Raw genomic sequence first — 22,095 nt, 5'->3', positions numbered from 1 at the left:
GTGGCTAGTCGACCTAGAAGCCCATGTAGCAGGAGAGACGTCATGAGCGAATACAAATCCGATCTGGTCAACACGCTGGTCGAGCGCGGCTACCACTTCCAGTCCACCAATCTCGACGGCCTTGATGAGGCGGCGAAAGCGGGGATTGTGACCGGTTATATCGGTTTCGACGCGACCGGCGCGAGCCTGCATGTCGGCTCGCTGGTGCAGATCATGATGCTGCGGCGGATGCAGCAGGCCGGGCACAAGCCGATCATCCTGATGGGCGGCGGCACGACCAAGATCGGCGACCCGTCGGGCAAGGACAAGACCCGCTCCATGCTGACCCATGAGCAGATCCAGGCCAACAAGACCTCGATCCTGACCGCCTTCGATGCGCTGGTGAAGATCGGCGACGGCCCGACCGACGCCATCGTGGTCGATAATGACGAATGGCTGTCGCAATACGGCTATATCGAATTCCTGCGCCTGTTCGGACCGCATTTCACGATCAACCGCATGCTGACCTTCGATTCCGTCAAGCTGCGGCTGGAGCGTGAACAGCCGCTGACCTTCCTGGAATTCAACTACATGCTGTTGCAGGCGGTCGATTTCCTGGAGCTGTTGCGCCGCCATGGCTGCACGCTCCAGCTGGGCGGCGGCGACCAGTGGGGCAATATCGTCAATGGCGTCGAGCTGTGCCGCCGCGTCGACCAGGCGGAAGTCTTCGGCTTCACCACGCCGCTGATCACCACGGCATCGGGTGCCAAGATGGGCAAGACCGCCGAGGGCGCCGTCTGGCTCAATGCCGACCAGCTCAGCCCGTATGAATACTGGCAGTTCTGGCGCAATACCGAGGATGCCGATGTCGGCCGTTTCCTGCGGCTGTTCACCGATGTTCCGATGGCCGAGATCGCGGCGCTGGAAGCGCTTGAAGGCGCCGACATCAACACGGCGAAAATCCGCCTCGCCAATGAGGCGACCACGCTGCTGCATGGCGCTGACGCGGCCCGCGAAGCCGAACAGACCGCGAAACAGACCTTCGCTGAAGGCGGCGCCGGTGCCGGACTGCCGACTGTCGAGTTCGCGGGTCTGGAGAGCGGCGGGGTTTCCCTGGTCCAGCTCTTCGTCGAATGCGGCCTGGCCGCGTCGAATGGCGAAGTGCGCCGGCATATCAAGGCCGGAGCCGCCAAACTCAATGGCGAGACCATTACCGACCCGATGATGATGGCCAGTGCCGACATGGTTCAGGACGGCGCGATCAAGCTGTCGATCGGCAAGAAACGCCACGCCCTGGCCAAGCCCGTCGCCGCCTAATCCGGCTCCGGCAGGGTCTCGGGGGCGGGCTCATCGGGCTTGCCCTCAGGCGCCGGCAGGTCGCGCAGGATATCCTCGGGCAGGATCTCGGGCAATTCCCTGGGCGTTGCCTCGTCCCGCGCCTCGGCGCGGTCGCGGGCCGCCCGGTCGGCGGCACTGCCCTCGAAAATGCGACGCAGGAAACCCGGAGCCAGTGCCGAGAGCGGATTTGCAAACACGGTGAGGCTGTCGAACGGCCCCTCGACGGAATAGACAATCCCGATAATCCCCTCGCCCGGCCGGGAAACCAGCATGTCGCCGATCACCGGCAACTCACCGAGGAATGAATTGAGCACGTAGGACGGGGCCAGATTGCCGTCGATTGCGGCGCGTTGACCGGCAAAGTCCACTGTCCCGCTGGCCGTCACGCCCAGCGCGCTGCCGCGGGCGCTCGCCTCGCCGATTGTCAGCAGATCATCCTCGAACATCACGCTGGCACCGATGGTATCGAACTCGATACCTTCGCCATTGAGCAGGGCCGACAGCCCCTCGAAGGAGCCGGCCGCGAGAATGCGGGCCAGAATCGGCACCTGTACCAGCGTCAGGTCGCGAATTTCCACTCGCGCCGTCAACGGGCCTTCCGTGCCCAGCGGCGGCGCTTCGCCAAGAACCGAGACCTGCCCGCCGCGCGCATAGCCCTCGCCGCCGACCAGGGCGGCCAGCCGCCCGGCCGACTGGGCCTCGAGCCGCAATTCACGCACGCCGCCGTCTTCTTCGGCGCCGAAGCTGGCCTGGAAAGGTCCGTCCGGAGATGTCCCGGCGAGCGAAAAGGCCCGGATCCCGGCAGCTTCGCTGCGCCAGATCAGGCTGAAATCATCGAGCTGGTTTCGATCCGAGACGATCAACCGCCCCACATCCAGTGATGCAGAGAGCGGCATCATCTCGCCCTCGCCCCCGCCGAATTCACGCAGATGCGGTCGCAGCTCGCGAATATCCAGATATCGCCCGGTGAAACGGGCACCAAAGGCGCCGCCCGCTTCCAGCGGTCCGGTGAGACTCCCAGCCAGGTCGACCAGCTCCTCGATCTGCAATTGCCCGATATCGGCACGCACCAGCCGGCCCGTCGACGAGAACTCAGCCGTCGCAGCGAGCGAGAGCCCCGCCGCTTGCGCCTGAAAATCCTCGAGGTAGAAACTGCCGGTTTCGTCCAGGCGCAGGGTAAAGCCCGCCTGCCCCGCCTCGCCGGCCGGCTTGGCCCACACGCCGCCCGGAGCGTCCAGACTGGCATCCGACAGATCCGCATCGACCCGGATCTCACTGACCCCCATACCCTCGCCGACCGCCCGCGCCTGCAAGTGAATGGCGCCATCCAGATAACGCCGCGCCGGGATGCCGAGCTGGTCGAAGGTTCGTGTCCCGACATCAGCCGTCAGCTCGAAAGTGGTCGCCAGATCGCCCGGCTCGGCCCGGAAGTTTTCATGCCAGACAAAATGGATTGGCGTTTCCAGCACCACGCCGTCACTCCGGGCGGTCAATCCGCCCGGATCGGCATGCAGCTCAACCTGCCCCTCGGTGAAGGCCCAGCCCGTACCCGGCACAGAGGCGGATGCATTCTCGATCGTGCCGTCGATCGTGAACGGAATATCGTCCGGGTCGACATCGTCGAGCATCGGGCGCTCAAACTCGAATTCCACCATGGCGCGGCCATCGACAATGTCGGAGGAGACGCCAAAACTCGAGGTCAGGAACAGGGGCGGCTCATCGATCAGCGCCAGGATGTCGCGCGCACTGCCCCGCGCCACCCCGGCGAACCGCGCGAGCGCGCCCTTCGGGTTGAGCCGCGGGATGTCAACCACGCCCTGCGACACCTCGATGGCACCGATACGGCCGCTGCTCATGGCTACCTCGAAGGCATTGCCGCGCAGCACTGCATGGCCGTTGCCGTGATCCAGCACCGTCATTTCCGGCACATAGCGCACCACCGCATCCTCAAAATCAAAGCCGAGGGTCAGGCGGTCATCGGCCAGCGCGCCGGCCGCCACCGACTCGGCGTCGATATCGAGATCGAGCCGGGCGTTGAAATAGCGCCCGCCCAGAATACTCTCGCGGATCCAGACCCGCGCTGAATCGGCCAGAAGGACCGGCCAATAGGCCAGCACGGTTTCCGGCTGGACATCACCACTGATCGGCCCGCTCAGGCGCAGATTGGGCAGCCAGCGCCCATCCTCGACCTCGGAAAGCGAGGTTTCTCCGGCCAGGCTGGCCTGGATCGGGCCGAGATCGACATCAAGCTGTTCCAGATCAATGCGCGCCTCGTTGAAATCAACGGCCCCGGCCAGCTCCAGCCCGGTCCAGACCGGCGGGCGTTCGAACATGCCACCGAGATCGATATGGCCCGGCCCGGCGGTCAGCTGGTAGCGCCAGCGCATCGGCAGCGCGCCGGCATAGTCGGAGAGTTCAAACATGCGGCCGCTGAGCTCGGCGGTGAAGGCCTCGCTGTCGACGCGCGCTTCCGACAGGGTGAGTTCACCGGCATCGGGATCGAAATTCAGACGCATCGTCCCGGCATTGAAGGCCGTGGTGTCTCCGTCGAGCAGCACCTGTCCGGGCCCGATATCCAGATTGATCGAGGCGCCGCGTATCCCCGCCTCGCGCGTGGCGTTGAGCAGGAGATCAAGACTGATCGGTGCATCAAGGACCCGCAGCACCGAGAGCGGTCCGATGCCCGGCGCGACCGCGGCGGGAGACAATTCGGACACCCGCGCTTCGAGCAGCAGGGTATTGAGCGCGGCCCCGGCCTGTATCCTCACCTCCATGGGTGCGAAGCCGGACGGCGTCGCCAGCTGACCGGCCAGCTCGGCGAGGATGCGATCGTCATCCCGGTCGAGCATGACGCTTGCCTCATCCACCAGCCAGGCGATTCCCGTCAGATCATCGACAATGCGCACGGAGGCGTTCTCGATATCGACATGACGCAGCCTGCCGAGAATGCCGTCCGACCCGGTCGGGTTCTGCAACAATTGAAACAGTGAGGCGCTGTCATCGCCGCCGCGGGCGGGCAGGCGCGCAGTCGCCGACACGCGCTCGACACTGCCAAGCCCGACCCCGACCGCTCCGTCGGCGCGGCGCACGATCGAAATGGAACCACCCGAGAGGCTCACCGTGACCGGTTCGATTCGGCCGAGCAGCAGGCTTTCAACCGCAAAACCCGCCTCGAGCCGCGGCGCCCGCGCGATCACCTCACCATGGCTTTCAGCGACGGTGACATCGCGCGCCTGAATGACCAGGGCATGGGTCTCGGGATCGAAACGGGCTTCGAGCGTGCCGAGTGCTACCAGTTCGCCTTCAAAGGCCTGGGCCAGCATTCGCTGGGCATCAGCACGCAGGAAATCCAGTTCGATCGGCCCGTTTGACAGCCGGACAAGCAGCGCACCGACCGCGAAAATCGCCAGTGCCAGCAGGACTGCGACAGCCTCCAGGGTATAGATCACGCCCAGGCGGAGCGAAGTGCGCAGCATCAGCCCATGCCCCGCGCAGCGACGCGACTGGACGCCGACGGCAAGAGGCGCACACTGGGCCAAAGCGGAATCGACCGTCCATGCGGCGGCAGGAGAGGATAGATGAGCGATCTCAAGACAGGCGACCTGGCTCCACATTTCCGGTTGGCCACCGATGGCGGCGGCACAGTCGATCTGGGCGAATTACTCGGCAAGACGATTGTTCTCTATTTTTACCCGAAGGACGACACCCCGGGCTGCACAACACAGGCGATAGAATTCTCCAAGGCAAGCGCTGCCTTCGCCGAGGCCGGTGCGATCATCATCGGCGTCTCCAAGGATAGCGTCAAAAAACACGACAAATTCAAGGCAAAGCATGATTTGACTGTGCAGCTCGCCTCCGACGAGGACGGCGCTGTGATCGAGGCCTATGGCTCCTGGGTGCTGAAAAAACTCTATGGCCGTGAATATATGGGAATCGACCGCTCAACCTTCCTGATCGGCCCCGACGGGCGGCTGGTGCAAATCTGGCACAAGGTGAAGGTGAAGAGCCATGTCGATGCGGTCCTGGCGGCTGTGCAGGGCATGGCCAAGGCATGAGCCCTGCTGCAGACCTGCGCGAGATGTCGCTGGCGGTCCTGCAGACGGCAGAGCCGCGCGCCAAGGCGGCCGCGGCACGCGCCGTGCGCCGCTGCCTCGACGAGACGGGCCCGGACTGGCCCTCGCCCTGGCCTGTGGCGGACCTGCCCGATGCGCCGGCCCGGCCCGACCGGCCCTTGCGCGTCGCGCCCGGCAAGACCGCGCGCCGGCGGCTGGGAACGCTGGAAGGCCGCATTGCCCTGCTCCATGCCATCGCCCACATCGAGTTCAACGCCATCGATCTCGCCTTCGACATGGCGGTGCGCTTCGGCGGCGATACCACGCTCGATGAGGCGGCACAGGCCCGGTTTCTCGCCGACTGGATCACGGTCGGGGATGACGAGGCGCGCCATTTCGGACTGGTCGCTGACCGGCTGGAAGCGCTCGGTGCCGCCTATGGTGATCTGCCGGCCCATGACGGGCTCTGGGACGCCGCACGGGCAACCGGTCACGATCTCGCGGCGCGGCTGGCGATCGCGCCGCTCGTGCTCGAGGCTCGCGGCCTGGATGTGACACCGGGCATGATCGACCGGCTGAATTCTGCCGGCGACACGGGCAGTGCCGGGATATTGAAGATTATCTACGCCGACGAAATCGGCCATGTCGCCACCGGGATGCGCTGGTTCAGGCATGTCTGCGAAGCGACCGGAGCAGATCCGCAGATTCGCTATAAAAGCCTTGTGCAGCAGCATTTTCGTGGTGGCCTGAAACCACCATTCAACACCGATGCGCGCGACCGGGCCGAGTTTCCGGAAGAATATTACCTGCCGCTGGCAGCAACCGGCGCACCACTTGCATAAACAAGAGTTGAAAACTGACGATCTTTTGTGTCACATGCCCGACTTGGGCACCGGGGCAAGCGGAAGTCTGGGCAAAGTAAAGTATGTTCTCAAGACTCAAACTCGCTGTGTGGGGCACAGCTCAACGTTGGTTTCCGGACCGGCAGATCTACCATCGCAGTGATGGTCAGGTTCGCTATTTCGCGATTTCGACAGCTGTCCAGATCAGCGCGCTTCTGAGTGCGGCGGTCCTGGCCTGCTGGCTGTGCTACTCCACCGTCTCCGTCGCCTTTCACGGCCAGGCCCTCGCGGCCAAGGATGCCGAGATCGAACGCGAACGTATCAATCTCAACCGCATGGTCGCCGAAGCGCAGGCCAGCGAAGCCACCGCCTACTCCTTCATGGAGTCGCGGATGGAAGAATTCGATCGCGCCGCCTATGAATTCCAGATGCGGCACGAGACCCTCAGCCAGCTCGTCGAATTCGCCGAACAATTGAGCGGCAATGAAATGGCGCCCTCGCCGGCCCTCGCCGATGATCGCGTCCTGATGGCGGCGACGCCGGCCGATCCGACACCTCGCATGGCGCGTGACCCGCTGGTCAATATCGCGGCCCTGTCGGAATCACCGGAAGACCAGATTTCCTATTTGATGGGCGAGCAGGACAATGTCCTCGCCCAGGCCGAGGATGCCACCGAAGCCCGGCTGGAAAACCTCCGCGCGGTCCTGCGCCTGACCGGCCTGGATATCGACCGTGTCGTCGCCAGTGGCCATGACGGCGAGGAACAGGGTGGCCCCTATATTCCGATCAATGACACGCAGCTCTTTTCCGATGGCTGGGATCTGGAGACCGAGTTTTCCTCCCGCATCACACGGGTTGCGGCACGCATGCTTGAAGTCGAGGAGCTGGAACGCTTCATCGAAAACGGCCCGCTCGGCATCCCCGTCGACGCCGCCTACCGCCGGACCAGCCGCTTTGGCGTTCGCCTCGACCCGTTCAACCGCCGTGCGACACAGCATCGCGGCATCGATTTTGCAGCCTACCGCCGTGCGCCCATTGTCGCGACCGGACCCGGCCGGGTCATTTACGCGGGGTGGCGCAACGGTTATGGTCGCACTGTCGAAATCGACCATGGCTACGGGTTCGTGACGCGTTATGCGCACATGAATGAAATCGCAGTGAGGCGTGGCGATACCGTCGAACGTGGACAACAGGTCGGGGGCATGGGGTCCACGGGACGCAGTACCGGCACGCACTTGCATTATGAAATCTGGTACGAAGGGTCTGCGATGGACCCTGACCGCCTATTGAGGGCCGGACAATATGTTCAAGGGTAACAAAGACGTCTCACCATCCGATTCGATGTCACAATCGAGCGCGCCGACCAAGAGGACTACAATGAAATCCAGAGCCCCTTCCATCCTCTCGGGTGACCTCGTACTCACCGGATCGATCGTATCCGAAGGCGAAGTCCAGCTCGACGGCACCGTCGACGGCGATATTCGCGCCGGCTCGCTGATCATCGGCGAAGAAGCGGTTGTCACCGGCGAGGTCTTTGCCGAAACCGTCGTCATCCGCGGCAAGGTATCGGGCAGTGTTCGTGCCCGTCAGGTGCAACTGGCTTCCACAGCGCGCATCGAGGGCGATATCGTCCACGCTGCCCTGTCGGTCGAAAGCGGCGCCTTCTTCGACGGTCATTGCCGCCACTCAACCGACCCGCTCGCTGAAAAGAGCGCGCCGGCCGCTGCGGCTCCGAGCGCACCGAAAATGGACAATCGTCCGCCATCACCACCTGCCAGCAAGCCCGCCCCGGTCGAGCCACCGCTGGCCGCGAGCAAGACCGGCCTCTGACAGATCCGGACAGATTGAATGAAACAAGCCGGCGAGCCCCCTGGGCCGCCGGCTTCTTTCTGTCTGGTTGGCTGTATCTGTTCAGGACGATGCCCGTCCGCTCCCGTGTCCGGATTCAGGACTCGTCGTTCTCGCCACCGACCCGCGCCGCGAGGGCGGCAGCCATGAAGTCATCAAGATCGCCGTCGAGCACACCGCCCGTGTCAGAGGTTTCCACGCCGGTGCGCAAATCCTTGACCATCTGATAGGGTTGCAACACGTAGGAGCGGATCTGGTGCCCCCAGCCAATCTCGCTCTTGCTGTCGGCCTCTGCCTGCGCTGCGGCTTCGCGGCGCTGCAACTCGATCTCGTAGACGCGCGCACGCAGCATGTCCCAGGCGCGTGACCGGTTCTTGTGCTGCGAGCGGTCATTCTGGCACTGCACCACAACCGGCTTGTCCTCACCGGGCATGTCATAGGTCAGGCGCACAGCCGAATCCGTCTTGTTGATGTGCTGACCGCCGGCCCCGGAGGCGCGATAGGTGTCTGTGCGCACCTTCGACTCGTCGATATCGACCTCGATCGCATCATCGATCTGCGGATAGACACCGACCGAAGAGAAACTGGTGTGACGGCGGGCACTGGAATCAAACGGCGAGATGCGCACCAGGCGGTGCACGCCGGTCTCGGTCTTCAGCCAGCCATAGGCATTCTCGCCCTGGACCAGAATGGTCGTCGATTTCAGACCGGCCTCTTCACCGGCCTGCTCTTCCATGATCTCGACCTTGTAGCCGTGCGCATTGGCCCAGCGCGCATACATGCGCGCCAGCATCGCGGCCCAGTCCTGGCTTTCCGTACCGCCGGCGCCGGAATGGATTTCAACGAAGGCGTCATTGCCGTCGGCCTCGCCGGAGAGCAACGTCTCCAGCTGGGCGCGGCGCATGCGCTCGGCGAGACGGTTGAGACCGGCAACGGCCTCATCGACCATCTCGGTATCGTCTTCCATCTCGGCCAGTTCGATCATCTCGACACTGTCTGAGAGTTCGCGCTCGGCCTCGATCACGGTGTTGATCGCACTCTCGAGCCGATTGCGCTCGCGCATCAGCTCCTGGGCCTTGACCGGGCTGTTCCAGAAATCAGCGTGTTCGGAACGGGCGTTCAGCTCGTCCAGGCGTTTTTGGGCTGTATCCCAGTCAAAGACGCCTCCTCAGCAGGCCTACGGCCTGCTGGATTTCATCGGACAGGTTCTGGATGTCTGCGCGCATGGGGCAAAGGCCTTCCTGAATTGATGTGGCAAGCCATGGAGATAACCGGCGTCACCCGGTCCGGCAAGCCGGACTGTGCAGACCGCCGGACGTCGCGGCTCAGTACAGCCCGCCGAGATCCTCTTCCTCGTCATCCTCGCTCGGCCCGTCCTCGGTATCGGCGCCGAGTTGTGACATCGGGTCATCGCTCACGGAATCGCGGGCAAAGCTGAGACCGCTCTCGTCCTCGCGCGAATGGCGCGACGGCTCGGTGCCCGGGCGGAAGGCTTCAAGGATCACACCCGACTGCCCGAGAATGCCCGGCTCGCCCGTGGTGCGATCGATCGGGACCAGACGCACGCCTGGCGGAACGCGGAAAGGCGCCACGGGGTATTGCTCGAGCGCCTCGGCCAGGAAGTCGCGCACGATCGGCGCGGCAACACGCCCGCCCGCCTCGCCGGAACCCAGCTGATAGGGCGTGTCGAAACCGATATAGGCCCCCACCACGATGTCAGGACCGAAGCCGACAAACCATGCATCGCGGAAATCATTGGTCGTCCCGGTCTTGCCGCCCAGCGGGCGGCCGAGCGAGCGCAGGGCTGTGCCGGTACCGCGCTGAACGGCCCCTTCCAGCATGTGCACCACCTGATAGGCCGTTACCGGCGAAACGACTTCGACGCCGGTTTCGGGGAAGACAGGCTCGGGCAGACCCGAGCGCCAGTCGGCAGTGTCGCAGAGTTCGCATTCGAGCTGTTCATGGGCGAAAATCGTCGCGCCGAAGCGATCCTGGACCCGGTCGAGCAGGGTGGGTTCGACCCGGCGGCCACCATTGACCAGGGTCGAATAGGCCGAGACCAGCCGGTAAAGGGTCGTCTCGCCGGAACCCAGCGCCATCGCCAGCACCGGCTCCAGCTCGTCATAAATGCCGAAGCGAATGCCGTAATCGACGATCGGCGCCATGCCCATTTCCTGGGCCAGGCGCACGGTCATGACGTTGCGCGAAAGCTCGAGGCCGAGGCGCAGGGTCGACATGCCGTAATACCGCTCGGAATAGTTCTGCGGCATGTAGAACCGCTCTTCCGGTCCGCCCGAGGCGACAAAGGGCGCGTCCAGGATCAGGCTGGCCGGCGTATAGCCATTGTCCAGCGCCGCCGCATAGACGAAGGGTTTGAACGAGGAGCCGGGTTGACGGCGCGCCTGCGTGGCGCGGTTGAACTGGCTCATCTGGAAACTGTAGCCGCCGACCATGGCCAGGACGCGGCCCGTATGCGGATCCATGGCGAGGATGCCGCCATTGATCGCCGGGACCTGACGCAGGCCGTATTCGCCCTCGGTATCGGGCAAGGCCTCGACGAGGATGACATCACCGGCGCTGAGAACGGCACTGGCGCGGCTGATCGTGGGGCCGACGGCACCATCGCCCAGCGTTTCGCGGGCCCAAGTGAGTTCGGAGAGCGCGATACGCCCCTCCTCGCCATTGAGCAGGCCGATGCGGGCTTCACTGTCATTGCTGGCCAGCACAAGGGCCGGCAGCCAGCCTTCATCGAGGTCGCGCGGGATGTCGACCTCGGCCAGGCGCTCGACCCAGCCCTCACCGGCCTCGATCTCGGCCAGCGGCCCGTGATAGCCGTGGCGGCGGTCATAGACTTCCAGCCCGTTGCGCAAGGCGCGGCGGGCCGCAAGCTGCAGCGTGGTGTCCAGTGTCGTGCGGATCGACAGGCCACCGCTATAGAGTTCTTCCTCGCCATACATGGAGAAGACTTCGCGGCGCACATTCTCGACGAAATACTCCGCCGCCGTATAGGTGGCGCCCGACAGGCGATCGACTGTCTGCATGGGCCGCGCAGCAGCCTCGCTCGCCTCATCCTCGGTAACATAGCCATTGGCGGCCATGCGCGAGAGCACCCAGTTGCGCCGGTTGACCGCCGCTTCAGGGTGACGCTCGGGATGGAACAGGGCCGGTCCGTTGACGACGGCCGCGAGGTAGGCGGTTTCCTCGAGCGACAGCTCGTCAATCGACTTGCCGAAATAGTTCAGCGCCGCGGCAGCGATGCCGTAGGAGCGGCGGCCGAAATAGATTTCATTGAGATAGAGCTCGAGGATCTGGTCCTTGGTAAAGGCGCGCTCGATCCGGCGCGTCAGCACCATTTCCTGCACCTTGCGCTCGAGTCGCTGCTCGCTGGAGAGCAGGAAATTCTTCGCCACCTGCTGGGTGATGGTGGAGGCGCCCTCAAGGTTTTCGCCGCGGATCACATGACCGACATTCGCCAGCATCGCGCGCAGGATGCCGCGGAAATCCAGGCCACCATGATCGTAGAAATTCTTGTCCTCGGCCGAGATGAAGGCGTGGACGACGTTCTGCGGAATATTGTCGATCGGCACGAAGACGCGGTGTTCCCGCGCATATTCGGCGATCAGCGCGCCATCGCCGGCATGGACCCGGCTCATGATCGCGGGTTCGTATTCGGCGAGCTGCTGATAATCGGGCAGGTCATCGGTCACGCGCACGACATAGATCGCCACGGCAATGAAGCCGACAACAGCCAGCACGATCGCTGCGACCCCGCCCCAAAGGACTGTCCGCATCAAATTACGCAAAGTGAAAATTTTCATCACGCCCTCTGGACCCATGCCCCCACGGTCCGACTGCAAAACCATGGCACCGAGGCGGCATTATGGCCACCCGGCGCCGAGGTACAAACCGATTTAGCGGACGGGCAGTTCCCGCGGCACATTTTCCTGCACTGGACCGAGATCGCCGCGCTGGGCGAAATAGGCATCAATGCCACGAAGCACAGCTGCCATCTGACGGCGGCGAGACGCCGCTGATGTCAGGTTGGCCTCGTCATTGGGATTGGTCATGAAGCCCATTTCCAGGAGCACGGCCGGCACCCGCGGATCAAGCAGGACAAAGAGATTGGCCTGACGATGCGGATTCTGCAGCAGCGGTCCGGCGGTGGCCAGATGCTCGAGCAGGACCTCGGCGAATGCGGTCGACTGGTTGCGTTTCTCGCGCAATTCCAGTTCGACAAGAATATTGTTGACGTCCACCTGGTCGGTCGGCCCGGCGCCCCGGTGCGCCCGTTGGCGCGCACGATCCTCGGCCCGGTCATTGAGCGTATAGACCGCCGTTCCGTTCACCGAGCTGTCCTGGGAGGAGTCGGCATGGATGGACAGGAAGAGGTCGGCACGCTGTTCAACCATCACCCCGACACGTTCTTCCCAGGACGGGTAGGTGTCGCGATCACGGGTCAGATAGACTTCATAGCGTCCGGTCGCCTCAAGCTGGCGCCGCAATTCGCGCGCGGCTTCCAGGGTCACATCGCTTTCGCGCGTGCCGCTCGGGCTCAGCGAGCCCGGATCACGGCCACCATGCCCGGCATCAATCACCAGCACATGCCGGGCCCGCGAAGGCGGCGGCGTGTAGACGGCGTTGACGCGGTCGGCGATCAGGGATTCCAGCCCGCCGGTGCGGACGAATGCCGGTGCCGGGCCACCACTTCCCGGATTGGCCTCATCGAGATCGATGACCAGACGGTAATTGCCGCCGGCGCTGGTCGGTTCAAGCACGAATTGCGCAGCGATCACCGCCGGGCTTTCCAGTGCGAACACGACGCGGGAGGTCGAGGCGGAATTGTTGAAGAAGCGGAAATTCTCGACCAGGCCATGGCCCAACCCTTCCCCGGCCTCGAGACCGCGCACCGCCCAGTCGGCGACGGGCAGGTCCACGACCAGGCGATCAGAAGGGCCTTCAAGCGTGAAGGCACGGAACTCGGCGGCCTCGGTGGTTTCGATGACGACCCGGGTGCGCCCCGATTCGCCGCCGAACCGCACATCGCGGACCTGCTGGTCCGCAATCCCGGCCGAACTGGCAAGAATTCCGCCTATCAATGCACAGATAAACTGTTGAACCCGCATAACCACACCATCGCACATGCCGTGATTCTGTCCACGGCTTTTGACGTACACTAATCGACGGAGCTTGACGTTTGGTTGATGGAACCGCGCAATCCCCAGTTATTTTCGCCACCGTCACAAAGCCTTTCCATAGCGTTCCGAATGTTGCATGTTGCAAAGGCCTTGGCGGATGTTCGACTCCAATCGGAGTTGCGATACTTTGCCAGGCGCGAAGAGGCTGCGTCCGATCCGGACGTGCCGACACGCTCTTCTTTAGCCGCGGGACAGATATCTGATTACCCGTGGCCCCGACCGCCGCGCCCTCGCCCGCATGGACATCCATGGCCCGGGCGCGTTTTTGGAAACAGCCGACACGTGAGGCTAGCCTGATGCTTACATCTTTGCTGACAGGCCACAGCTCACCCATCGCGCCCCCGCCGCTCCTGATATCTGCGCCCTTCCTTCCGGAAGCCCGCGGTCAGGATGTGCGCGCAGGAGACACCTTTTATGTCAAAGAAAATGCTGATCGATGCAGGTCACCCGGAAGAGACCCGCGTCGTCGTTGTGGACGGAACCAAAGTTGAAGACTTCGACTTCGAGTCTGCATCCCGCCGCCCGATTCGCGGCAATATCTATCTCGCGAAAGTCACGCGGGTAGAGCCATCGCTGCAGGCGGCTTTCGTCGAATATGGTGGCAATCGCCACGGCTTCCTGGCCTTCAACGAAATCCACCCGGATTACTACCAGATCCCCTATGAGGATCGCGCCGCCCTTGCTGCGGAAGAGGAAACGGCCGTCAACGCCGAGGCCGAAGCCGAGCCGGAACCCGCCGAAATCGAGCTGGACGAGTCGGGCGAACCGATCGAGCCGGCCGAGAGCTTTGGCGATGATAGCGACGAGGACGAGATCGCCGAGGAGAAGGCCGCCCGCCGCTCGCGTCAGCTCTATCGCAAGTACAAGATCCAGGAAGTCGTCAAGCGGCGCCAGATCCTGCTGGTCCAGGTTGCCAAGGAAGAACGCGGCAACAAGGGCGCAGCCCTGACGACCTATCTCTCCCTGGCCGGCCGCTATTGCGTGCTGATGCCGAACACGCCTCGCGGCGGCGGCATTTCGCGCAAAATCGCCAATGTCACCGATCGCAAGCGCCTGAAATCGGTCGTCAGTGAACTCGACCTGCCCAAGGGTATCGGCCTCATCATCCGCACCGCCGGCGCCTCGCGTACCAAGATCGAGATCCGCCGCGACGCCGATTACCTGCTGCGCCTGTGGGAGAATATCCGCGAGCTGACGCTGAAATCCGTCGCTCCGGCGCTGATCTATGAGGAAGGCAATCTCGTCAAACGCGCAATCCGCGACCTCTATGACAAGGACATCGACGGCGTCCTGGTTGAAGGCGAAGCCGCCTACAAGGAGGCCAAGGCCTTCATGCGCATGCTGATGCCGAGCCATGCCAAGAAGGTGCAGCACTATAACGAAATCGTGCCGCTCTACCTGCAATACCAGGTCGAATCCCAACTCGAGGCGATCTATTCGCCGATCGCACCGCTGAAATCGGGTGGCTATATCGTCATCAACCCGACCGAAGCCCTCGTCTCGATCGACGTCAATTCCGGCCGTTCGACGCGTGAGCGCAATATCGAGACGACCGCCTTCAAGACCAATATCGAAGCCGCCCATGAAGCCGCACGGCAAATGCGGCTGCGCGATCTGGCCGGCCTGATCGTCATCGACTTCATCGACATGGATGAGTCGAAAAACAACCGTGCCGTCGAAAAAGCGATGAAGGACGCGCTCAAGCGCGACCGGGCCCGCCTGCAGATGGGCCGGATTTCGCAATTCGGTCTGATGGAGATTTCCCGTCAGCGCCGCCGCTCCAGCCTGATCGAGGGTTCCACGGAACCCTGCCCGCACTGCAAGGGCAGCGGTTATGTACGCTCGACCGAGTCCAGCGCCCTGGTGGCGCTGCGGGGGTTGGAAAAGGAAGGCATGCGCGGCCGCGCCAAGCGGGTTCGCATCTCCCTGCCGACCTCGATTGCCATCTACATGCTCAATGAGAAACGCGATCACCTGCTGGCGATCGAAGAGCGTTTCCAGATGAATATCTCCGTCGCGTCGGATGATGAGATCATCGCGCCGGAATTTGTCATCGAGGCCATCGAGCTGCGCGCACCGGGTGAGGAAATCGTCATTCCGCGCCCGACCGTCACCATCGATCCGGACGATGCCGCCGATCAGCTCGTCATGGACGAGGAAGACGATGCCGGCGAGGAAGAAGCTACCGAAACCGAGAGCTCTGGCCGTGGCCGGTCAAGATCCCGGGGCAAGCGTGATGCAGCTCCAGCCGCGGATGCGGAAGCCAGCGATGGCGATACGGCCGAGGATGGCACCCGCCGTCGCCGCCGCCGCCGCCGGCGCAAGGGCTCCTCAGAAGAGGGTTCGGGCGATGCCGCTGCTATCGCAGCGACTGGCGAAACCAGTGCCGAGGCCGCAGTCAGTGAAGCCGACGACGCCGAGGGTGGCGAAGCGACACCCACCACGACCGCTGGCGAAGATGGTGAGGCCCCGCGCCGCCGTCGCCGCCGTGGCCGCCGGGGCGGACGCTCGCGTCGCCGGACCGAAGGCCAGGACAATGAAGGTCAAACCAGCGAAGGTCAGGCCAGCGATGGCGAGCTGACGGACGCCGGTCAAACGGCCCCGGCCGCCATCACACCTGATGAGCCGGTCAGCACCGAAACCGTCGAAGCCCAGGCTCCCGAAACGGCCGAGAAGCCGGTCCGCAAACGGGCTCCGCGCCGTCGCAAGACGGCCGAGGTCGAAGCCCCTGCAGCCGACGCCCCTGCAGCCGAAACCGCGGAAACACCGGTCGAGGCTGCAGCCGAGCCGGCAGCCGAGGAAGAAGCGCCCAAGCGTCGCACACGTCGCCCGCGCAAGACGGCGGATGCCGCTGCGGCCGCCGAGGCCGCGCCGGCCGAAGCCGAGCCGAAGGCTGAAAAGCCCAAGCCACGCACACGCCGCAAAAAAGCCGATGTTGAAGCCGAAGCTCCGGCTGCAGCAGCGGAAGCGGAAACTGCTGCAACGGAAAAGCCGGCGCCGAAGCGTAGACGGACGGCAGCTGCAAAGCCTGCGGCAACACCAGAGGCCGCTGAACCGACCGCTGAACCAGCGGCAGAGCCGGCTCCTGAGCCGGTAGCCGCACCGACCGCCGAGGCGGCCACGCCGGAACCGGCCAAGCCCGCCAAACGCGGCTGGTGGAACCGGACCGGCCTGTTCGGCAAGTAACATGGCCCGAGGGCCGGGCAGCTTGATCGCCCGGCCCTCGCCGCCATATCATCGGGTGCGGAGCCAAAAGGCGCGCACTGTCCGAAGCGGGGGCTTGGGAGTGGAAGCGAAATGCGACCTCTGAAAACCATCGTGACGGCTTTTCTGGCGTCCGCAGCCCTGATTGCGCCCGTTTCGGCCCAGTCACTGATCCGCGATACTGAAGTCGAGCACATGCTGCGCGACTATGCCGACCCGCTCCTTGATGCGGCCGGTCTGGAATCCGCAGATGTGCACCTCTACATCATCGCCGACCCGACGATTAATGCCTTCGTCACGGGCGGCCAGAATATCTTTCTCAATACCGGCACGATCATCGAGGCCGAGACACCCAACCAGCTCAAGGGCGTCATCGCCCACGAGACCGGTCATATTGCCGGCGCCCACCTGGCGCGTGTCAATGACGGTATCGGCGCAGCCCAGGTGCCGATGTATATCTCGCTCGGGCTGGGCCTGCTGGCTGCCTTCGCTGGCGAAGGCGGTGCCGCTGGCGCCCTGATGGCCTCGAGCCAGCAATTCGGCGCCCTTTCCTTCATGACCTACAGCCGCGCCCAGGAAGCCTCGGCCGACCAGGCGGCATTGCAATATCTGGAAACAAGCGGGCAGTCGGCCGAAGGTCTCGTCGAGTTCTTCGAACGCTTCCGCTACCAGGAAGTGATGTCGGACGCGCGCCGCTTCCCCTATTTCCGCTCCCACCCCCTGTCATCGGAGCGGATCTCGATCCTGCGTGACAATGCGGATGCGGCCTCGCACGCCAATGTCGACGACTCGCCCGAGGACATCGCCAATCTGCAACGCCTCCAGGGCAAGATTTACGGCTTTCTGACCGAGCCGGAATTTGTCCTCTACCGCTATCCGCGCACAGATCAGTCGCTGCCGGCACGCTATGCCCGCGCCGTGGCCTATTTCCGCGTCGCGCGTCTGGAAGAGGCCCGCGTGGAAATCGAGAGCCTGATCGGCGAAGAGCCGGACAATCCCTATTTCCAGGAGCTTTACGGGCAGATGTTGTTCGAGACCGGCCATATCCGGGAGTCGATCCCCTATCATGCCCGTTCGGTGGAGCTTGAGCCCACGGCGCCGCTATTGCGGCTCAATCTGGCGATCTCGATGATCGCAGCCGATGATGACAGCCTGCTCGATGAAGCCGAGGATCACCTGCAGGTCGCGCTCGATATCGAGCCTGACAATGCCTTTGCCTGGTATCAGCTTTCCATTGTGCATGAGCGCGAAGGTGATACCGCGCTGGCCCAGCTGGCTGTGGCCGAACAGGCTTATGCCTCAGGCAATGCCGACCGCGCCATGATGTTCGCCGGCCGCGCCCGCGCCAGCCTCGAACAGGGAACCCCCGCCTGGATACGTGCCACGGAAATCGAAACCATCAGCGCACCCATGGCGGCCGAGCAACGCCGCCAGCGGCGCCTCAACGCGCATTAGGCCATGGATTCGACCGGACAGGCTGATCCGGCAGACGCCCAGCCCTCATTGAGTCTCGCTGCGATCGAGAGCCTGGCCGATATCGCGCCCGGCGACTGGGATCGCATCGCCAATCCTGCCGGTGCTGAATACGACCCCTTTCTCAGCTGGAATTTCCTGCAGGCGCTCGAGGAAAGTGGCTGCGTCGGCGGCGAGACCGGCTGGGCGCCGCACCATCTTCTCGCCCGCAATGATGCCGGCGAAATTCGGGGTGCCCTGCCCCTCTATCTGAAATTCCACAGCCAGGGTGAGTATGTCTTTGACCATGGCTGGGCCGAGAGTTTCGAGCGCGCCGGCGGACGCTATTATCCCAAGCTCCTGACCGGCATCCCCTTCACCCCGGTCACCGGCCGGCGCATTCTCGCCGCGGCCCCCGCCCTGCGGCGCGCGCTTGTCGCCGGCATGATCGAAGCGGGCCGCCAATGGGGTATTTCAAGCTGGCATGTCAATTTTCCGACCGAGGAAGAATGGGCCGAGCTTGGCGCGGCTGGATTGTTGCAGCGCATCGACCGGCAGTTTGTCTGGTCCAATCGCGGCTATGCCAGCTATGACGAATTCCTCGGCGACCTGTCTTCACGCAAGCGCAAGGCCTTGCGCAAGGAACGCGCTGCGGCCCAGTCGGGGCTCGAGATCGAGCATCTGACCGGCGCCGATCTGCACCCGGAGCATTGGGACGTCTTCTTTGCCTGTTACCAGGATACCGGCGCGCGCAAATGGGGTCGCCCCTATCTCAATCGTGAATTCTTCGAGCTGATCCACCAGCGCATGGCCGATCAGGTCCTGCTCGTGCTGGCCAAGAAGGACGGACGCTATATCGCCGCCGCGCTGAACTTCATCGGCTCCCACGCCCTCTATGGCCGTTATTGGGGCCTGATTGAGGAGCACCCTCACCTGCATTTCGAGCTCTGCTATCACCAGGCCATCGAGATGGCGATCCGGCTCGGGCTCGACCGCGTCGAAGCCGGCGCCCAGGGCGAGCACAAGCTGGCACGCGGCTATCGCCCGCAACCAGTCTATTCGGCCCACTGGATCGCCCATGAGGGCTTTCGCAACGCTGTCGGTGACTATCTGGAGCGCGAACGACCCGCCGTGCTGGCCGATATCAGCTTGCTGGATGAGGAAAGCCCGTTTAAAGCTCCGGAGTGATGAAACAATCGCCCCGACCTCTGCCCTCACCCTGGCTTGGGCACGCCCTTGTCGCGACCAGCGCTCTGCAAGCCGCTGGAATTCCCGCTCAAATCGCGGACTACCACACGCTTCACGTCTATCCGCATCTGGAATTTGGCTATTGTCGCGCCAGAATTCTCATTCCTCCGGCTTGCAACGAAACCGCGCAGGCCGTGCTCTCAGCCGCGCAAATGACGGACTTCGAGCCACTCTATCCCTGTCCGAACTGCGCGGGAGAAACCCGCCGGCGCAAGCGGATCCTGTCGATGGTCGCGATCACCATCATGGGAAGTTTTTTCCCGTTCTATCGGCGGGCGCGGCGCTGTGGCTCCTGCCATCTCAACATTGACGCCCCACCTCGCGGCGCCTTCACTGCGGAGGAGTTGGGCTATGATCCCGATCCCCGCTGGCCCGATCTGTGGGCGAAGCTCACTGAAGTTGGCGCCTGGCTGCGACGGAGACGATATGAGTAACCCCGCACTGAATAGACGCCGAGCGAAAGATACGCTGGAATGCCCCACAATGGAGACACGCCATGAGCCTGACCGGCACCTATGACCCCGACAATATCTTCGCGAAAATCCTGCGCGGCGAATTGCCCTGCGTGAAGGTCTATGAGGATGACAGCGTCCTCTCCTTCATGGATATCTTCCCGCAGGCTCCGGGCCATGTCCTCGTCGTGCCCAAGGAAGCGGCGCGCAATGCGCTGGAGATGTCGGACGAGGCGCTTGCGGCGGCCATGTTGCGCGTCAAGAAGATCGGCAATGCGGTCAAGACGGCCCTGGCGCCAGACGGGATCATGATCGCACAGCTCAATGGCGCGCCGGCCGGTCAGACCGTCTTCCACGTCCATTTCCACATCATTCCGCGCAGTGATGGCGCCCAGCTGGCCATGCATGCCGGCGGCAAGGCCGACATGGCCGAGCTGGAGGCCCAGGCGAAGAGAATCGCCTCTTTCCTGGACTAATCCCCGGCCTGTTCCCGGATCACGGCCAGGAATGCCTCACCAAGATCGGCGAGCTTTTTCGGGCCGACACCATTGACCGCAGCCATCTGCTCCAGATTGCCGGGCTGCAGGTGGCACATATCGATCAGGGTGGCGTCGGAGAAGATGACATAGGCAGGAACATTGCGCTCCGCGGCGAGCTCCCGGCGCAAATTCTTGAGTGCCGCGAGCAAACCGGCATCGACATCGGCTTCCGCCGCCTGGCTGGCGGCTGTGCGGCGCGGTTTCTTCTCGCTCTTGCTGACGGCGATTTCCCGAAGCTCGAATGTCTCGCGCCCCTTGAGCACGGCTTCGCCGCGTTCGGTCAGTTTGAGGCCGCCATAATGCTCGATATCGACCAGGAGATAGCCGCCGGCGACCGCCTGGCGGATCAGCCCCTGCCAGAACGTCTTTGGCCGCTCCTTGCCGACACCATAGGTGGGCAGCGCATCATGACCGCGGGCGCGAATCCGGTCCGTATCGCCGCCGCGCAATACATCAATGATATGCCCGGCGCCAAAGGCCTGACCGGTGCGGACGATGGCCGAGAACAGCATTTGCGCCTCGCGCGTCCCGTCGAGCAAGACGGGCGGATCGAGACAGATATCGCAATTGCCACAGGGCTTTGATCCTGGCTCGCCGAAATAGGACAAGAGCGTGATCCGGCGGCACTGGGTCGCCTCGCAATAGGCGAGCAGCGCATCAAGGCGCTGGTGCTCGCGCCGCCTGTGGTCATCATCCTCGCCATCACCATCAATGAAACGCCGCCGCAGGCTGGCATCGCCGAGCCCGTAGAGCATCATCGCATCGGCGGGCGCACCATCGCGGCCGGCACGGCCGATCTCCTGGTAATAGGCCTCCATGGAACCGGGCATGTTGAGATGGAAGACATAGCGGATGTCCGGCTTGTCGATCCCCATGCCAAAGGCGATCGTCGCCACCATGATCACGGCCTCCTCGGCCATGAAGACTTCCTGGTTTTCGCGCCGTTGTTCCGGTGACAGCCCGGCATGATAGGCCAGCGCGCGATAGCCCTCGGCCTGCAGTATCCCGGCGACCTCCTCGGTCAGCTTTCGCGACAGACAATAGACAATGCCGGACTGCTCGCGCCGCGGCTTGAGGAACTCGAGCAATTGCGGCTTCCACTGCGCCTTCGGCGCGACACCGAGATAGAGATTGGGACGGTCAAAGCCGCGCACCACGGTGTCGCCCTCGCCACCAAACAGTTTCTCGGCGATATCGATCCGTGTCGCATTGTCGGCGGTTGCGGTGAAGGCGGCCAGGGTCGCGTTCGGGAAGATCGTCTTGAGCTGCGAGAGCTGTTCGTATTCCGGCCGGAAGCTGGCGCCCCACTTGGAAATACAATGCGCCTCGTCGACCACGAACAGGCCGGGATCGACCGGTTTGAGCGCCTCGATCATGCGCCCCGTCATCAGCCGTTCCGGCGAGAGATAGAGCAGTTTGGCCTCGCCCGACTGAAACGCCCGCCAGGCGCCGACATTCTGCTCTCGGTCCCGCCCGGAGTGGATCACTGCCGCCTGGATCCCGTTGGCGGCCAAGCCGGCCACCTGGTCATCCATCAGCGCCACCAGGGGCGAGATGATGATCGAGGGTCGCTCCAGCATCAACGCCGGCACCTGGTAGCACAACGACTTGCCCGCCCCGGTCGGCATCACGCACAGCGTATGCGTCCCCGCCAGCAGGCGCTCGACGATCGGCAGCTGGCCCGGCCGGAAGTCGGGGAAGCCAAAGACGGATTTGAGGATGGACTGGGGAGATTGGGTCATCGGACACGTGAGGCAGAGGGGCCAGATCAGTCTAGCACACCTCCCCGACTAGCACGCGTGACCGCGATCAAACAGGGCCGCCACGCCCTTGTGCACAGACCCGATCTTGCCCGCGCTAGAGGTGCGGACTCCACATGAACATCCAGGCGCCGAAAAGACCGCCGCAATGGCGGAGAAACAGGCCCCTGTCCCTGCTCACCCACA

The 22,095-nt window shown here is 63.8% G+C and carries 15 protein-coding genes; 10 read left to right on the top strand and 5 right to left on the bottom strand.

The window, feature by feature from the left end; translation table 11 throughout:
- Positions 1-42: 42 nt before the first annotated feature.
- Positions 43-1,296 (top strand): tyrosine--tRNA ligase, encoded by a 1,254-nt coding sequence (gene tyrS, locus ACN0YF_RS01135; RefSeq protein WP_417493004.1) that lies wholly within the window; start codon positions 43-45, stop codon positions 1,294-1,296.
- On the opposite strand, the gene ACN0YF_RS01130 is transcribed toward tyrS, so the two are convergent.
- The gene (locus ACN0YF_RS01130; protein WP_417493003.1) at positions 1,293-4,793 is read right to left on the bottom strand and encodes an AsmA-like C-terminal region-containing protein; all 3,501 of its coding nucleotides are present in this window, start codon (positions 4,791-4,793) and stop codon (positions 1,293-1,295) included. The two genes, tyrS and ACN0YF_RS01130, sit on opposite strands and share 4 nt — an antisense overlap.
- A 102-nt stretch (positions 4,794-4,895) precedes the next feature.
- On the opposite strand from ACN0YF_RS01130, the gene ACN0YF_RS01125 reads away from it, so the two are divergent.
- From ACN0YF_RS01125 to ACN0YF_RS01110, 4 genes are all read left to right on the top strand, one after another.
- Positions 4,896-5,372, top strand: coding sequence for a peroxiredoxin (locus ACN0YF_RS01125; RefSeq protein ID WP_417493002.1), 477 nt, complete (start codon positions 4,896-4,898; stop codon positions 5,370-5,372).
- Positions 5,369-6,211: a ferritin-like domain-containing protein gene (locus ACN0YF_RS01120; RefSeq protein ID WP_417493001.1), complete on the top strand. Its 843-nt coding sequence runs from the start codon at positions 5,369-5,371 to the stop codon at positions 6,209-6,211. Before ACN0YF_RS01125 ends, ACN0YF_RS01120 begins: the two co-directional genes overlap by 4 nt.
- 83 nt (positions 6,212-6,294) lie before the next feature.
- On the top strand, positions 6,295-7,527 hold the full coding sequence (locus ACN0YF_RS01115; RefSeq protein WP_417481453.1) for a peptidoglycan DD-metalloendopeptidase family protein: 1,233 nt from the start codon (positions 6,295-6,297) through the stop codon (positions 7,525-7,527).
- A gap of 61 nt (positions 7,528-7,588) precedes the next feature.
- Positions 7,589-8,041, top strand: coding sequence for a bactofilin family protein (locus ACN0YF_RS01110; protein ID WP_417481454.1), 453 nt, complete (start codon positions 7,589-7,591; stop codon positions 8,039-8,041).
- Positions 8,042-8,156: 115 nt separating this feature from the next.
- Here ACN0YF_RS01110 and prfB read toward each other — a convergent pair.
- The 3 genes from prfB to ACN0YF_RS01095 all read right to left on the bottom strand — a co-directional run bounded on the left by prfB (position 8,157) and on the right by ACN0YF_RS01095 (position 13,182).
- Positions 8,157-9,285, bottom strand: a protein-coding gene (gene prfB, locus ACN0YF_RS01105; protein ID WP_417481455.1) for a peptide chain release factor 2 whose coding sequence is annotated in 2 segments (ribosomal slippage) — positions 8,157-9,215 and positions 9,217-9,285 — 1,128 coding nt in all. Because the reading frame shifts where the segments join, the coding sequence is not laid out codon by codon here.
- A 99-nt stretch (positions 9,286-9,384) separates the two neighbouring features.
- The gene (locus ACN0YF_RS01100) at positions 9,385-11,850 is read right to left on the bottom strand and encodes a penicillin-binding protein 1A (protein WP_417481456.1); all 2,466 of its coding nucleotides are present in this window, start codon (positions 11,848-11,850) and stop codon (positions 9,385-9,387) included.
- 120 nt (positions 11,851-11,970) lie between these two features.
- Entirely contained in the window at positions 11,971-13,182 is a 1,212-nt protein-coding gene (locus tag ACN0YF_RS01095; protein ID WP_417493000.1) for an N-acetylmuramoyl-L-alanine amidase, read from the bottom strand.
- Positions 13,183-13,668: 486 nt separating this feature from the next.
- Here ACN0YF_RS01095 and ACN0YF_RS01090 point away from each other — a divergent pair, with 486 nt between their 5' ends.
- The 5 genes from ACN0YF_RS01090 (at position 13,669) to ACN0YF_RS01070 (ending at position 20,086) form a co-directional block, all read left to right on the top strand.
- Positions 13,669-16,440, top strand: a complete 2,772-nt coding sequence (locus ACN0YF_RS01090; protein WP_417492999.1) for a ribonuclease E/G — start codon at positions 13,669-13,671, stop codon at positions 16,438-16,440.
- Between the two features lie 111 nt (positions 16,441-16,551).
- Positions 16,552-17,913: a M48 family metalloprotease gene (locus ACN0YF_RS01085; protein ID WP_417492998.1), complete on the top strand. Its 1,362-nt coding sequence runs from the start codon at positions 16,552-16,554 to the stop codon at positions 17,911-17,913.
- A 3-nt stretch (positions 17,914-17,916) separates the two neighbouring features.
- The gene (locus ACN0YF_RS01080; RefSeq protein WP_417492997.1) at positions 17,917-19,098 is read left to right on the top strand and encodes a GNAT family N-acetyltransferase; all 1,182 of its coding nucleotides are present in this window, start codon (positions 17,917-17,919) and stop codon (positions 19,096-19,098) included.
- On the top strand, positions 19,098-19,592 hold the full coding sequence (locus ACN0YF_RS01075; RefSeq protein ID WP_417492996.1) for a hypothetical protein: 495 nt from the start codon (positions 19,098-19,100) through the stop codon (positions 19,590-19,592). The genes ACN0YF_RS01080 and ACN0YF_RS01075 overlap by 1 nt, the downstream gene beginning before the upstream one ends.
- 62 nt (positions 19,593-19,654) lie before the next feature.
- Positions 19,655-20,086: an HIT family protein gene (locus tag ACN0YF_RS01070; RefSeq protein ID WP_417492995.1), complete on the top strand. Its 432-nt coding sequence runs from the start codon at positions 19,655-19,657 to the stop codon at positions 20,084-20,086.
- Here ACN0YF_RS01070 and recQ read toward each other — a convergent pair.
- Positions 20,083-21,891, bottom strand: coding sequence for a DNA helicase RecQ (gene recQ, locus ACN0YF_RS01065; protein ID WP_417492994.1), 1,809 nt, complete (start codon positions 21,889-21,891; stop codon positions 20,083-20,085). The genes ACN0YF_RS01070 and recQ overlap by 4 nt on opposite strands.
- Positions 21,892-22,095 lie beyond the last annotated feature (204 nt).

The organism is Maricaulis sp., assembly GCF_048270265.1.
Taxonomy (GTDB): Bacteria; Pseudomonadota; Alphaproteobacteria; order Caulobacterales; family Maricaulaceae; genus Maricaulis.
The sequence above is the reverse complement of the archived record's forward strand: the minus strand, read 5'-3'. Positions and strand labels throughout refer to the sequence as shown.